Below are 13,770 nucleotides of genomic sequence, written 5' to 3'. Positions count from 1 at the left end.
AAGTTTATGCACTTCTATAAAGTTTAGTCATCACAAATTCTTTATGACCTAAAGCTTCAGCGCATGTAAGTCTACCATTAGCTACTCTTAATGTAGCTTTTATAAGTTCATCTCCAGCTTGATCTAAGTTCATTTCTCTTGAAAGTATTTTAGATACATCAACATCAATATGTTCACTCATAGTTTTTGCTGTTAATGGATTGGCTGTTAATTTAATGACTGGCTCAATTGGATTTCCTATAATATTTCCTTGTCCTGTTGGAAATAAATGAATGTTAAATCCACCTGCCGCTTGCAAAGTTACACATTCAGCGGCTGCTGATGAAGTGTCCATAAAATATAAACCAGGCCCCTTAGTTGGTTCTTCAGCAGGTTCCAAGACATCTATAAATTGTCTTGAACCAATTTTTTGAAAATTACCAAATGCTTTTTCCTCAATAGTTGTGAGACCACCTGCAATATTTCCAGCTGTAGGTTGACTTTCAGACAAATCATCCGTTGCTTCTTTTAAAATAAAATCATTATAAGCATTCCAAGTTTTTTTAAACTTTTCTTGTGCCTCTGGGGTTTTTCCTCTTTTTTCACATACAGTCTCAGCTCCAGTTAGTTCTGAAGTTTCTCCAAAACACAAATGAACACCTAGAGGTTCTAATTTATCCATTAAGTTTCCAACAGTAGGGTTTGATGCAAGTCCAGATGTTGTATCTGACTCTCCACATTTTACAGAAATCCATAAATCACTTATTGGTCTTTCCTCTCTCTGTTTTTCAGATGCCCAAATTGAAAATTCTTGTGCTTTTTTTGAAACTTTCGCAATCGTGTCAATATCTCCAACACCTTCAATACTAAAACCTTCAACTGGTTTTCCAGTTACTGCAATTGCATCTACAATTCTTTTAGTCCATTTAGGTTCAATACCAATAACTATTACTGCTGCAACATTTGGATTTCTTCCTGTGCCGATCATAGTCCTAAAGTGCAATTCTAGATCAGCACCAAATTGCAATCTTCCATAAGAATGAGGCAATGCGATTGTCCCTTTAATGTTATTTGCAACTGCTTCTGCGCAAGCATTTGAAATATCATCCACTGGAAGTATTATCACATGGTTTCTTGTTCCGGATCTGCCGTCTTCTCTTTTATAACCTAAAAATGTTTTTGGAATTTCCATCTTACCACTTCTTAGTTTTTACATTATGAACATGAACGTGTTCACCTTTTTTAATTGACTTAACGACTTTACCAATGTCATGTCCATATTTTAAAATCGTATCTCCTTCATTTAAGTCAATCATTGCTATTTTGTGACCTAAAGGGATTTCATCCATTGATTGAATTTTAACAGATTTATCATTCTCCATTACCCAACAATTACAATCTTGGCTTGGTGTAATTTTTTCTATAACAACCACGCCTACATTATCTTTTTCGTCGTGAATTATTATATCTGTGTTTGCCATTGTGACGATTTCTTTGTTTGAAATTTGCAACAACTTATATATTAATCGGGCTCTTTAACAATTAAAAAAATAGAATTTAGGACATCATTATTATGACTAAAATGACAACCGAGGAAGCTTTTGTAAAAGTTCTTCAGATGCATGGTATAGAACATGCTTTTGGAATTATTGGGTCTGCTTTCATGCCAATTTCAGATATTTTTCCTTCAGCAGGAATTACTTTTTGGGACGTAGCACACGAAACAAATGGGGGATTGATTGCAGATGGATACACAAGAGCGACAGGAAAAATGTCAATGGTCATTGCACAAAATGGACCTGGAATAACAGGTTTAGTTACACCGATTAAAACTGCTTATTGGAATCACACACCTTTACTTTTAGTAACTCCACAAGCTGCAAACAAAACCATGGGTCAAGGTGGTTTTCAAGAAGTTGAACAGATGAATTTATTCAAAGACATGGTTTGTTATCAAGAAGAAGTCAGAGATCCTTCTAGAATGGCTGAAGTTTTAAATAGAGTTATTGAAAAAGCATTCAGAGGATCAGCTCCTGCACAAATAAATGTACCAAGAGATTACTGGACACAAGTAATTGATATTGAATTACCACCAATTGTAAGATTTGAAAGACAAGGTGGAGGTAAGGATGCAATTGATAGAGCAGCAAAATTGTTATCAGATGCAAAATTTCCAGTAATATTATCGGGAGCTGGAGTAGTAATTGGTGGCGCCATAGAAGATTGTAAAAAATTAGCTGAGAAATTAGACGCCCCTGTTTGTAATGGATATCAACATAATGATAGTTTTCCAGGAAGCCATCCTTTAGCGGTTGGACCATTAGGTTACAATGGATCTAAAGCTGCAATGGAATTGATTTCAAAAGCTGATGTAGTTTTAGCATTAGGTACAAGACTAAATCCATTTTCAACTCTTCCAGGTTATGGAATAGATTATTGGCCAAAAGATGCAACTATAATTCAAGTAGATATGAACCCAGATAGGATTGGATTAACAAAAAAAGTTACAGTTGGAATTTGTGGAGATGCAAAATTAGTTTCACAACAAATTTTACAAAAACTTTCATCAAACGCTGGCGACAACAATAGAGACGAAAGAAAAAATTTAATACACCAAACAAAATCTGCATGGCTACAAACTCTTACTAGCCTAGATCATGAGGATGATGATCCAGGAACAGTTTGGAATAAAGAGGCAAGAGAGAGAGATTCAGACCGAATGTCTCCTCGACAAGCATGGAGAGCAATTCAAGTTGGAATGCCAGAAGATGTGATTATTTCAAGTGATATAGGAAACAACTGTGCAATTGGAAACGCTTATCCAACTTTTGAAAAAGGACGAAAGTATTTAGCACCTGGCTTATTTGGACCTTGCGGATATGGTTTTCCGTCAATTTTAGGAGCAAAAATTGGGTGTCCTGATACACCAGTAATTGGTTTTGCAGGTGATGGTGCATTTGGAATATCTATGAACGAAATGAGTTCGTGTGCAAGAAAAGAGTGGCCAGCAATAACAATGGTTATTTTTAGAAATTATCAGTGGGGTGCAGAAAAAAGAAATTCAATATTATGGTTTGATGATAATTTTGTTGGAACAGAACTTGATCCAGAATTAAGTTATGCAAAAGTGGCAACTGCTTGCGGTTTAAAGGGAGTTACTGTTAAAACAATGGAAGAAACTACAGCTGCCATTAAACAATCTTGTGAAGATCAAAAACAAGGAATTACAACATTTATTGAGGTTATATTAAATCAAGAATTAGGTGAGCCGTTTAGAAGAGATGCTATGAAAAAACCTGTTCGTGTAGCTGGAATCAAAAAAGAGGATATGAAACCTCAAAAATCACTCTCAAATTAACTAAACAAATCTCACGATTATGTATATTGTATATACATAATATTTTATTTCATAATCTTTAAATTTTGAGACTAACTAATGACAATAGCTGTGTTTGGATAAATCAACTTCAAACTAGGAATAACATTAAAACATTATCAAAAAATTTAATTTGTGATTATCTAATAGTTGGCGCTGGATATACTGGTTTATCGGCAGCTAGAAAACTTTCTGAAATTAAAAAAAAATCAAAAATTATAGTTGTAGACGCACAATTGGCTGGTGAAGGTGGTAGTGGAAGAAACTCTGGTTATTTAGTGGATACAACATTAAACGATGGATTTACGTCAAATAAAGATATCAATAATTATAAAACTAAAACAAAAATTTATGATTTAGGTATTAAAACAGTCAAAAAATATATTAAAGAATTTCAAGTAGACTGTGATTGGAATGAATGTGGAAAATATTTTGCATCTTCAAATCTAAAAGATCAAGATAAAGCAATGCTATTTAGTAAACTCTTAAATGAACTGGGTTTTCAAAATGAAGTTTTAGATAAATCAAAACTTAAAGATAGGTTAGGAACTTCTTTTTACAAAATTGGAGTTTATACAAAAGGCGGTATACTTTTAAATCCTGCAAAATTAGCAAGGTCGATGGTTGGCACTTTGCCAGATAATGTTGAATTATATGAAAATACAGAATTATTAAATTGGAAAAAAGTTACAAATAATATTGAGTGCCAATTTAAAAAAAATCAAATTAAAACAAAAAAAATTATTTTTTGTACTAATGGGTTTTTAAAATCATTAAATATAAAAAAAAATTTTAGTTTTCCAATAACTTTAACAGCCAGCATGACACGTCCTTTAACAGAAAATGAATTTAAAGAAATAGGGTCTCCAAAGGAGTGGGGCGTGTTACCAATTAGACCCATGGGAGCAACCGTTAGAACTACTAAAGATCGTAGAATTTTAATTAGAAATACTGCTGAAGTTGAAAATCCATATTCAATGGACATATCAAAATTAAATAAAAGATCTCAATTACACCATACTGGAATAAAAAAAAGATTTCCAAATTTACCTGATAATATTATCGAAAATAGCTGGTCTGGAATTGTTTGTCGAAGTGGAAACGGTTCACAAATTTTTGAAAAAATTGACAATAATATTTATGCTGCAGGTTGTTACAATGGCTCAGGTATTGGTGTTGGAACTTTATTTGGCGAACAAATAGCAATAATGGCGTCAGACCAACAATCTGATGAAATATCTGTTATACAAGATAGAAAAAAACCTAATTGGTTACCACCTCAACCCTTTTTAAATCTAGGAATTTACACTAGATTAGCTTACGAAAGAATTAGAGCAAGGTCCGATGTTTAAAATAAATAAAAACTTAAAAATTTTTCTAATTATACTAACAGCTTTTCTTTTTCTTTTTTTTACAAAAGGAAAATATGGGGAATTTAGCAAAAGTAAATCTATCAAGTCATGTATGATTGCTCAAAAGAAAATACTTAAAGATAAACCCATAGAGGAAATCAAGGTTTTTTGCGAAGAAGAGATCAATAAAAATATAAAATAATGAAAAAATCTAAAAGATCCAATGTAGATCCTTTTATTGTAATGGATGTTATGGAAGCTGCTAGAAAAGCAGAGCAGGCAGGTAAAAAAATTATTCATATGGAAGTGGGGCAACCAGGTACGCCTGCTCCAAAGCTTGCAAATGAGTATATAAAAAAAGAATTAAAAAATAATAATCTTGGATATACTGTTACCTTAGGCTTACCTCAGTTACGATCTAGAATCTCAAAATTGTATGGCGATTGGTACAATATTGATTTAAATCCAGAGCGAGTAATTATTACAACAGGTTCTTCTGGAGGATTTATACTGTCGTTTGCAACATTATTTGATGCAGGAGAGAGAGTAGGTATAGGATCTCCAGGATATCCAAGTTATAGACAAATCCTCAAAGCTCAAAATTTAGTACCTGTTGATATAGAAACAAAACTTCAAAACAAATATCAACCCACTTCAGAAGATATAAAGAAAAATAATTTAAATGGAGTATTAGTTGCATCTCCAGCTAATCCAACTGGATCAATGTTAAATAAATCTTCTCTAAGAAAATTAATTGAATGTTCTAAAGAACATAATGTTAGTTTTATTAGCGATGAAATATATCATGGATTAGAATATGAGAGTAAAGCGGTCTCAGCATTAGAAATAACAGATCATTGCTATGTAATAAATTCCTTTTCAAAATATTTTTCAATGACAGGTTGGAGAGTTGGATGGATGATTGTTCCAGAAGATCATGTAAGACAAGTTGAAAAAGTTTCACAAAATTTATTTATTTGTCCCCCACATGCCAGTCAAATTACTGCTCTCGCTGCATTGGATGCTAAAGAAGAGTTAGATCAAAATGTAAACGTCTATAAAAAAAATAGAGAAATTTTATTAGAGGAATTACCTAAAGCAGGCTTTACAACTTTTTCACCACCAGATGGAGCTTTTTATATTTATGTTGATATATCTAAATTTAGCAATGATAGTTTAAGTTTTTGTAAGAAAGTTTTAGATGAAGCGGGTGTTGCTATAACTCCAGGCTTAGATTTTGATCAAAAAAGGGGAGCAAATACAATTAGATTTTCTTACGCTAGAAGCACTGAAGATATAATCGAAGGGGCTAAAAGAATTAAAAAATTTATGTCTAGTTATAATTAAAATTAATTCACTCAAATTGATCACATTATATCTATAAACCTAAGCAATAATTACATAATGTTATTTTATGAAACAAAAAGGTTTCACTTTAATTGAACTGTTAGTTGTTGTAGCAATAATTGGGATATTGGCAGCAGTAGGTGTAGTTGCCTATAGTGGCTACACCTCAAGTGCAAAAAAAAATGCTGTCAAGTCTCGTCATGATATGCTCGTAAAATTATATAAAGCAGAATTTGAAAAATGTAATGTTGGTGAAAAAGTTAATTTACTTAATAATATAGTTGATATATGTCCATATGTATTAGATCCCAGCAAAAGACATATAAGATTATTAAGAAATATACTTATATTGCATATAAACGACACAATGAAGTTTAAAAATATTTACAACAAAGATGAGGATGCAGCTACAAATAAAGGATTAAACTCAAGGTTTTGTGACATTGGAGGAATTTGTCTTAAAAGAGACACTGCTAACGAAAGAATAATAATTGTTAGTAATTATGATGACAATCAAGCAAATTATCTGACAAGTTACCTAGAACTAGATTACTAATTTTTTTTTGTTATTATAAAAATATGGCTTTATTAAATGAAAAACTAAAAATGATAACCTGTTCAGATTTCAGGATATTTTTAAAAAAAATGATTAAAGATAAAATTGAAAAAGAATGGACAGAAAGTTTTGTTGAAAACTTAAATTTAGTAATGGTTTCAAGAAATACTATTAAGAGAAGATACGAAGATAAAGGGATAGATCTAATTAAGCTTATAAATGATGTAAGTTATTACAGACATGTAAAGAAAAAAGTTAACTCTAGAGGAAATTTAGAATTTCAAGACCAACAATAATGTCAAAAAGATATAGTGGTAAATCATTTAAAGACTCTAGCGTGATGAAAAAAGCAAAGTTAACTCTCAAAGAAAAAAGAAAAGCTAAAAAAGAGAAAAAGAAAAGCAGTTAGTGTCTTGGTAGACCTTCTTTTGTGTAAAACTTCCTAAGTTTTTTTAAAGACAAGTAATAAGCACTTTCTCTAAAAGATTTTTTAATTTGTTTTTTTATACTTAGTATTTCATTAAAAGAATTTCTCATTGAGTCTTCAAGACCAGAATTAGTTAAATCAATTTCATCAGCACCATGTACAATAGTTTTTATCAATTCTGGATCTGTTTTTGTATTTGTTGTTTTTTCTATGAGTTTTATCAATTCCAATAGTTTGTGTTCTTGATATCTTTTCTCCATTCTACCAAATCTAATATGTGATAAATTTTTAACCCATTCGAAATATGAAACAACAACTCCACCAGCATTTACATAAATATCAGGAAGAACTGTTACTCCTTTATTAAATAATATTTTATCACTTGCAGGATCTATTGGCCCATTAGCGGCTTCAACAATCAGTTTTGTTTTTACTTTCTCAACATTATCTTTGTTGATAACACCCTCAAGCGCAGCTGGGACTAAAATATCACACTCAACCTCAACAATTTCTTTTGGATTTCTAATAAATTTTCCAAGATCATTATTTTCAATAGTTTTTTTAAATAAAACACATTCAATTAGTTTATTAATATCTATTCCATTTTCGTTATATAAAATTCCATTATACTCACCAATTGCAATTATTTGTGCATTATCTCTATTATAAAGCTCATAAGCTAAATGTCTTCCAACGTTACCGAACCCTTGGATAACAATTCTATTATCTTTTAAATTTTCATTTAATTTTGCTTTTTTAACTTCTTCTTTATTTCTAAAAAATTCTCTTATTACCTCTTCAATACCTCTTCCTGTTGCCTCAGTTCTTCCTGCAATTCCTCCTCCATGTCTTGGTTTACCGGTCACACATGCTCTATAATTAATATCTTCTGGTCTTAAAGATTTATAAACATCTTTAATCCATCCCATTTCCCTCTCAGAGGTTCCAACATCAGGCGCTGGAACATTTATTGCAGGAGAAATAAATCCTTTTTTAATTAATTTTGTTGCAAAAGTTTTTGTAATATTCCTTAATTGATTTTCATTGTACTCATTTGGATTTATTCTTAATCCACCTTTAGATCCACCATAAGGAATATCAACTATTGCACATTTATAAGTCATTAATGCTGCAAGCGCCTCTGTATCATCTTGATCCACAGAATTTGAATATCTTAATCCACCTTTACTAGGCAGAATATGTTCTGAATGAACTGCTCTCCAACCAGTAAAATTTTTTATTCCACCATCAATTTCGACCCCAACATTAACTTTAATTAATGAATGTGTTGCTTTTATATGTTCAAGTAAATCTGAGGTAAAATTTAAATTTTTTGCAGATTGCTCAACATAATGGTCTACATTCTTTTTAAAAGACATTCCTTATTAAATCAATTTTAATTAGTTTATTAAAGAATATTTATGTTCAATTTAGGCTAATGATGTCATTATTAATAATGAAAGTTATAACAAAAGTGTTAAGAAAAAAGTTAATCGAAGAGGAACTAACTTGTTCTTGTTAATAACATCAGAGATACGCCAGATATAAATATTAATATTCCAAACAATTCAATTTTACTTAGTTTTTCTTTAAATAAATATTTAGACGATACGAAACTAAAAAGTATTTCAATTTGTCCAAGTGCTCTAACAAATGATGATTGAATAAGTGTAAATGCATAAAACCAGGATAGAGTGGCTAGAAAACCGGATAGACCAGCCAAACAAGATGTAAACTTATTGTTATATAGTTTTTTAAATTCAGATTTTTCAAAAATAAGAAGGTAAATAGTTAGTATAAAAGTTTGGATAAGTAGCCCAAAAAATAAAGTGCTTAATGCTTTTTCAAAATTAGATGAAATATTTTCTAATGATAAGGCAGCAGCTCGAAAATAAACAACGCTAAGTCCTAAAAACAATCCAGTAATAAGACCAATTAATGTTGTTTTTGAAAATAAATTTTTAATAAAAAAATTTACATCTTTTATAGTCATTATTATTACTCCAGTAGTTGCTATTATAATTCCAATTACACCGGCAGCATTAAGCTTATCACTCAAAACAATGTATTCAAAAATTGCAACCTGAATTACCTCAGTTTTACTTAATGAAGTACCAACTACAAAATTTGAAAATCTAAATAAATATAAGAGACTGAAAGTAAACATTATTTGAAGTACAGAGCCAAAAAATGTGTAAATAATGAAATTTGAATTAAATAAAATTACTGAAATGATTGAAAAATTTTGAAAGTAAGAGAAAAATAATATTGTTGCAAAAGGTAAAGCAAAAACAAACCTAACGTAACTTGATGCAATTAATGAAAGATCTTTATTTAATTTTTTTTGTAACGATGATCTTAAATTTTGGAAAAAAGCACCAAAAAACGTAAATATAATCCAGTTCATAGTTGATTATTAATATTGTATTTAATTTTAAAGTCGACTTTAATAGTTAAAACTAACAAATTAGAGGGAAAAATGAAAATCTTAAAAAAAATAATATTTTCTTTCATCTTTGTTTCAATTGCGAGTGCAAGTTTTGCCGAAACAAAAATGAGAATAACGCTTCAACTTCCTTTGAAAGCGCATTTAGGTCAAAATCTATTAGTGTTTAAAAAAGAATTAGAGGCTAGATCAGATATTAAAGTTGAAATTTACGACTCTGCTCAATTATATAAAGATAAAGAGGTACCACAAGCAGTCGGGTCAGGAGCTATTGAAGCGGGTGTTGCATCAATTACTAGGTTTGCAGGAACAAACCCTGAAGTAGATATATTTTATTTACCTTTCCTTTTTGACTCTGAGGATAAAATTAGAAAAGCAACAAGTGCTGGATCAGAAATTAGAACAATTTTAGACCCTGCTATTGCAAATACTGGAGCAGTACCGCTTTATTATCAAGCTTATGGATCAGCAATTATGCTATCAAATGGTGGACCAATGAAGTCTCCAGCTGATTTTAAAGACAAAAAAATTAGAGTTTTTGGAAAAACACTTGGAGCTTTCGTAACTTCATTGGGTGGTAAACCAGCACTGATTTCAGGATCAGAGCAGTATCTTGCATACCAAAGAAAAACAGTTGATGCAGGTATGACAGGTGTATCGGGAGTAAAATCTCGTAAACTCTATCAAGTTATGGATACATTAACAGTAACAAATCATGGTGACATAGAATTTGTTGTGGTTGCAAATGATAAATGGCTTAATTCTTTGACACAAAAACAAAGAGATGCCATTGCAGAAGCATCTAAAGTTGCAGAAAAAGCTGTAAGAGATGATATGGCAAATATTGAAGCTGGAGCTTACAAAGAAGCAAAAGAGAACGGAATGAACATTGTGAAATTATCTAGTTCAGAAGTATCTGCGCTTAAAAAAGCATCTTCATCTGTAATTGAAGACTATATTTCTAGAACAGGTGGTTCTGGAGGTGTAGGAGATAAGCTAGTAAAAGCTGCAAATAAACTTTAAGAAAAATTAACCCCGCATACTCTTATGCGGGGTTTTTCTCATGGAAATTTACAACAAAGTTATAAAATATTCTGGCTATTTAGCTTCGGCTTTATTTATATCTATAGGATTTATAGTTTCTTATGAAGTTATAATGAGATATTTGTTTAATTCTCCAACTGTATGGGTAAATGAGATTTCAAGATTTCTTCAAATCTGGGCAACTTACTTGGCTCTTACATATTCATTTCATAAAAAAGAATTTATTAGAATTACAGTAATTTATGACAAATTAAATGATGCTGGAAAAAGATTTTTAGACCTTATTAGTGCTATATTTATATTAACGTTTAGTTGTTTTGTATTATATTTTGGCTGGTTAATAGCTTACGACTCTTTAAAAGTTGGTAGAACCAGTTCTACAATTTTAGACGTTCCTTCATTCCTCACAGAATTTGCAATACCACTCTGTTTTGGTTTTTTAGTTATAAGAGTGTTCTTAGAAATTATTAATTACTTTAAAGATTTGTTTAAATGACTGTTGCAATAATTTTATTCATATTATTTTTTGTTTTATTTCTAGGAGTTCCGATTGCTTTTGGATTGGGAACAATAGGATTAGGATTAATGATTTTTGGTGATATTTCACCATTAATGGTACCCCAGACATTTTACAGTGTTGCTGATAATTTTATTTTGTTGGCAGTTCCAATGTTTTTAATGATGTCAAATATTTTGCTTAAGGCTGGAGTTGGAGAAGATCTATTTAATTTTGCGCAAAGTTGGGTTGGTAATTTTCCTGGTGGTTTAGCAATAGCCACAATAGTTTCATGTAGTATTTTTGCAGCAATATCAGGATCTTCTGTTGCTACAGCAGCCACTATATCAACAGTCGCTTTTCCAGCAATGATAAATAGAGGTTACCATAGAAATTTTACATTAGGAATTCTTGCAGCTGGAGGGACACTCGGCATTTTAATACCCCCATCAATTCCAATGATTGTCTATGCTTTCGTGGTAGAAGAGTCTGTTTTAAGCATGTTTCTCGCTGGAATTGGGCCTGGTGTTTGTTTGGCACTATTTTTTATTTTCTTTTCTGTAATTTATGTAAAATTTTTTAATAAAGAAGTTGTAAATGTTAAAAGCACATTAGAGGAAAAAATCAAATATACCAAAAGAGGATTACCAATTTTATTGATGGCATTTATTATGCTTGGAGGTATTTATGCCGGTATATACACACCAACAGAAGCCGGTGGAATTGGTTTTTTGATATCATTTATTTATGTTGTTGCTAAAAAAAGATTAAATTTTAAAGGTTTTATTGAAGCTGGTCTTGAAACCATGAAAACGACAGTAACAATTTTTATCATTATTGCTGGCGCTAAAATCTTTGGTAAAGCAATTTCACTTTATAGAATTCCACAAGAATTATCATCATTCATTGTAACCAACATTAACGAGCAAGGTTTATTTATTTTGGTTGTGTGCATTACATTATTAATATTAGGTTTTATTATGGAAACTCTCTCATTGATACTTATTATGATGCCAATATTTTCTATTTCAATTGCAGCAATGAATATAGATTTAATTTGGTTTGGAATTATTTTTACACTTATGATTGAGTGTGCATTAATTACTCCTCCTGTAGGATTGAATATTTATGTCCTGCAAGCAATTGGAAAAGCAAAAATGTCAGAGATAGCGAAAGGCGTAATACCTTTTGTGATAATTATGTTATTTACAGTTTTTGTAGTTTACTTATTTCCCGATTTAGCTTTATATATACCTTTTAAATTATAATTATGTTTTCAAAAATAAAATCAAAAGATAAAGCAGCTAAACTTAAAGAGCGCTTAAATAAAAAAGAAATCATAGTAATGCCAGGATGTTTTGATTCTCTCTCGGCAAAATTAATTGAAAAAGAGGGTTTGGAAATTGGTTTTATGTCTGGCTTTAGTGTTTCGTCTACCAGACTTGGAATGCCTGATACTGGTTTAATCTCATTTTCTGAAATGGCTGATCAAGTAAGAAATATTTGTAATTCAACATCTATACCAATAATTTTTGATGGTGATACTGGATATGGAAATTCTGTAAATGTGTTTAGAACAGTACGTGGTTATGCGGATGCTGGAGCAGCAGGAGTAATGATTGAAGATCAAAAATGGCCAAAAAAATGTGGTCACACAAAAGGCAAAGATGTTGTTGACTTAGATGAAGCTAAATCAAGAATTAAAGCAGCAGTAGATGCCAGCAAATTTGGAGATAAAGATATTTTAATTATGGCTCGAACAGATGCAATTGCAACTAGAGGCTTGGATGATGCAATAGAGAGAATGATATCTTTCTCAGAAATTGGCGCTGATATTTTATTTATTGAAGCAGTAAAATCTAAAGATGATATGAAAAGAATAATTAAGGAAGTCCCAGGTCATCATATGATTAATTTAATTGAAGATGGAGATACGCCTTTATTAGAGATAAATGAGTTAGAGGAAATTGGCTATAAAATAGCAGTCATGCCACTTACTTTAATGAGTGCTTCAGTTAAAACTATGCAGGAATGTTTGAAAAATATGAAGAATAAAGTTTATAACACAAATGTTTCAAAATTCTCTGAGTTAAGGGATATAGTAGGTTTCAATGAGTATTATGAAATTGAAGATAAATATAAATAGAGATAATTGTAACTAAAAAATTTCACAAAGTTTACTTAAAGCAAACATCCCAGGATCATCAAATTCTTTTGTTTTGTCTTCAAACATTCTTGCTCTACCAATCAAAATTTTTTTTCCTTTAAAATTCTCTAGAGCTTCTAAACAAGCTGATTTAATATCATCATTATAATTAGTACTTTTCTTCATTTTTTTTATTATTAAATCAAGTGTATCTGCAATTGTTTTATCACCTAAATTTGTTTTACCTCTCTCTAAAATTGTCTTAAGAGCTGTCTCAAAAAAACTGATTATATCATTATGATCACAATGTGTTTTACCTTGCATTTTTTTTGAAATATTCATTAATGAAAATGCTATTAATGTCCCAAAACTAGATCCTGACTTTTTAACAAAAGCTTTTGAGCAAACCATAAAATTTTCACCCATATCGTTACTTAAATATACTTTATTTTTCTGGATTTCTTCTAATCCATGAAGAATGGTAATACCTAAATCTCCGTCTCCAATTTTAGCATCAGCAGAGTTGAAATCATCGTAATATTTTTTGGACTGGTCAAATAATTTATCCAATATTATTATTAAATTTTCTTTATTTAACATT

General features: G+C 30.7%; 14 protein-coding genes and 1 pseudogene. 10 read left to right on the top strand and 5 right to left on the bottom strand.

Features of this window, described 5'->3' with window-relative positions; genetic code table 11:
* Positions 1-4 precede the first annotated feature (4 nt).
* On the bottom strand, positions 5-1,171 hold the full coding sequence (locus B8063_RS00625) for a UxaA family hydrolase (protein WP_085068505.1): 1,167 nt from the start codon (positions 1,169-1,171) through the stop codon (positions 5-7).
* A 1-nt stretch (position 1,172) separates the two neighbouring features.
* A complete protein-coding gene (locus B8063_RS00620; RefSeq protein ID WP_075521334.1) occupies positions 1,173-1,460 on the bottom strand; it encodes a UxaA family hydrolase in 288 nt (95 codons plus the stop codon).
* A gap of 92 nt (positions 1,461-1,552) precedes the next feature.
* On the opposite strand from B8063_RS00620, the gene xsc reads away from it, so the two are divergent.
* From xsc to B8063_RS00590, 6 genes and pseudogenes are all read left to right on the top strand, one after another.
* Positions 1,553-3,337 (top strand): sulfoacetaldehyde acetyltransferase, encoded by a 1,785-nt coding sequence (gene xsc, locus B8063_RS00615; RefSeq protein ID WP_085068502.1) that lies wholly within the window; start codon positions 1,553-1,555, stop codon positions 3,335-3,337.
* 65 nt (positions 3,338-3,402) lie between these two features.
* Entirely contained in the window at positions 3,403-4,707 is a 1,305-nt protein-coding gene (locus B8063_RS00610; protein WP_085068500.1) for an NAD(P)/FAD-dependent oxidoreductase, read from the top strand.
* A complete protein-coding gene (locus B8063_RS00605; protein WP_075521336.1) occupies positions 4,700-4,909 on the top strand; it encodes a hypothetical protein in 210 nt (69 codons plus the stop codon). The genes B8063_RS00610 and B8063_RS00605 overlap by 8 nt, the downstream gene beginning before the upstream one ends.
* Complete coding sequence (locus B8063_RS00600; protein ID WP_075521337.1) at positions 4,909-6,054, top strand: pyridoxal phosphate-dependent aminotransferase; 1,146 nt, start codon at positions 4,909-4,911, stop codon at positions 6,052-6,054. Before B8063_RS00605 ends, B8063_RS00600 begins: the two co-directional genes overlap by 1 nt.
* A gap of 67 nt (positions 6,055-6,121) precedes the next feature.
* Positions 6,122-6,194, top strand: a pseudogene (locus B8063_RS07315) (type IV pilin protein); the annotation flags it as partial.
* Positions 6,195-6,633: 439 nt separating this feature from the next.
* The gene (locus tag B8063_RS00590; protein WP_075521338.1) at positions 6,634-6,906 is read left to right on the top strand and encodes a hypothetical protein; all 273 of its coding nucleotides are present in this window, start codon (positions 6,634-6,636) and stop codon (positions 6,904-6,906) included.
* Between the two features lie 109 nt (positions 6,907-7,015).
* On the opposite strand, the gene B8063_RS00585 is transcribed toward B8063_RS00590, so the two are convergent.
* Both B8063_RS00585 and B8063_RS00580 read right to left on the bottom strand, forming a co-directional pair.
* On the bottom strand, positions 7,016-8,416 hold the full coding sequence (locus tag B8063_RS00585; protein ID WP_085068496.1) for a Glu/Leu/Phe/Val family dehydrogenase: 1,401 nt from the start codon (positions 8,414-8,416) through the stop codon (positions 7,016-7,018).
* Between the two features lie 125 nt (positions 8,417-8,541).
* Entirely contained in the window at positions 8,542-9,444 is a 903-nt protein-coding gene (locus B8063_RS00580) for a DMT family transporter (protein WP_085068495.1), read from the bottom strand.
* A gap of 72 nt (positions 9,445-9,516) precedes the next feature.
* Between B8063_RS00580 and B8063_RS00575 the strand changes: the two genes are divergently transcribed.
* From B8063_RS00575 to B8063_RS00560, 4 genes are read left to right on the top strand one after another with little or no spacing between them, the layout of a single operon-like run.
* A complete protein-coding gene (locus B8063_RS00575) occupies positions 9,517-10,506 on the top strand; it encodes a TRAP transporter substrate-binding protein (protein WP_085070817.1) in 990 nt (329 codons plus the stop codon).
* A 40-nt stretch (positions 10,507-10,546) separates the two neighbouring features.
* Entirely contained in the window at positions 10,547-11,023 is a 477-nt protein-coding gene (locus B8063_RS00570; RefSeq protein ID WP_085068493.1) for a TRAP transporter small permease, read from the top strand.
* Entirely contained in the window at positions 11,020-12,291 is a 1,272-nt protein-coding gene (locus tag B8063_RS00565) for a TRAP transporter large permease (RefSeq protein WP_075521343.1), read from the top strand. The genes B8063_RS00570 and B8063_RS00565 overlap by 4 nt, the downstream gene beginning before the upstream one ends.
* A gap of 2 nt (positions 12,292-12,293) precedes the next feature.
* Positions 12,294-13,169, top strand: a complete 876-nt coding sequence (locus tag B8063_RS00560; RefSeq protein WP_085068491.1) for an isocitrate lyase/PEP mutase family protein — start codon at positions 12,294-12,296, stop codon at positions 13,167-13,169.
* A gap of 12 nt (positions 13,170-13,181) precedes the next feature.
* Here the strand turns inward: B8063_RS00560 and B8063_RS00555 are convergent, their stop codons facing one another.
* Positions 13,182-13,769, bottom strand: coding sequence for a dihydroxyacetone kinase subunit L (locus B8063_RS00555; protein ID WP_075521345.1), 588 nt, complete (start codon positions 13,767-13,769; stop codon positions 13,182-13,184).
* Between the last annotated feature and the right edge of the window lies 1 nt (position 13,770).

This window comes from Candidatus Pelagibacter sp. RS40, assembly GCF_002101295.1.
GTDB lineage: Bacteria > Pseudomonadota > Alphaproteobacteria > Pelagibacterales > Pelagibacteraceae > Pelagibacter.
The sequence above is the reverse complement of the archived record's forward strand: the minus strand, read 5'-3'. Positions and strand labels throughout refer to the sequence as shown.

Excerpts from the sequence above, each read along its gene's own strand:
- B8063_RS00625 (WP_085068505.1), bottom strand. The coding sequence starts at position 1,171 with ATGGAAATTCCAAAAACATTTTTAGGTTATAAAAGAGAAGACGGCAGA.
- B8063_RS00620 (WP_075521334.1), bottom strand. The coding sequence starts at position 1,460 with ATGGCAAACACAGATATAATAATTCACGACGAAAAAGATAATGTAGGC.
- xsc (WP_085068502.1), top strand. The coding sequence starts at position 1,553 with ATGACTAAAATGACAACCGAGGAAGCTTTTGTAAAAGTTCTTCAGATG.
- B8063_RS00605 (WP_075521336.1), top strand. The coding sequence starts at position 4,700 with ATGTTTAAAATAAATAAAAACTTAAAAATTTTTCTAATTATACTAACA.
- B8063_RS00600 (WP_075521337.1), top strand. The coding sequence starts at position 4,909 with ATGAAAAAATCTAAAAGATCCAATGTAGATCCTTTTATTGTAATGGAT.
- B8063_RS00590 (WP_075521338.1), top strand. The coding sequence starts at position 6,634 with ATGGCTTTATTAAATGAAAAACTAAAAATGATAACCTGTTCAGATTTC.
- B8063_RS00585 (WP_085068496.1), bottom strand. The coding sequence starts at position 8,416 with ATGTCTTTTAAAAAGAATGTAGACCATTATGTTGAGCAATCTGCAAAA.
- B8063_RS00580 (WP_085068495.1), bottom strand. The coding sequence starts at position 9,444 with ATGAACTGGATTATATTTACGTTTTTTGGTGCTTTTTTCCAAAATTTA.
- B8063_RS00575 (WP_085070817.1), top strand. The coding sequence starts at position 9,517 with ATGAAAATCTTAAAAAAAATAATATTTTCTTTCATCTTTGTTTCAATT.
- B8063_RS00570 (WP_085068493.1), top strand. The coding sequence starts at position 10,547 with ATGGAAATTTACAACAAAGTTATAAAATATTCTGGCTATTTAGCTTCG.
- B8063_RS00565 (WP_075521343.1), top strand. The coding sequence starts at position 11,020 with ATGACTGTTGCAATAATTTTATTCATATTATTTTTTGTTTTATTTCTA.
- B8063_RS00560 (WP_085068491.1), top strand. The coding sequence starts at position 12,294 with ATGTTTTCAAAAATAAAATCAAAAGATAAAGCAGCTAAACTTAAAGAG.
- B8063_RS00555 (WP_075521345.1), bottom strand. The coding sequence starts at position 13,769 with ATGTTAAATAAAGAAAATTTAATAATAATATTGGATAAATTATTTGAC.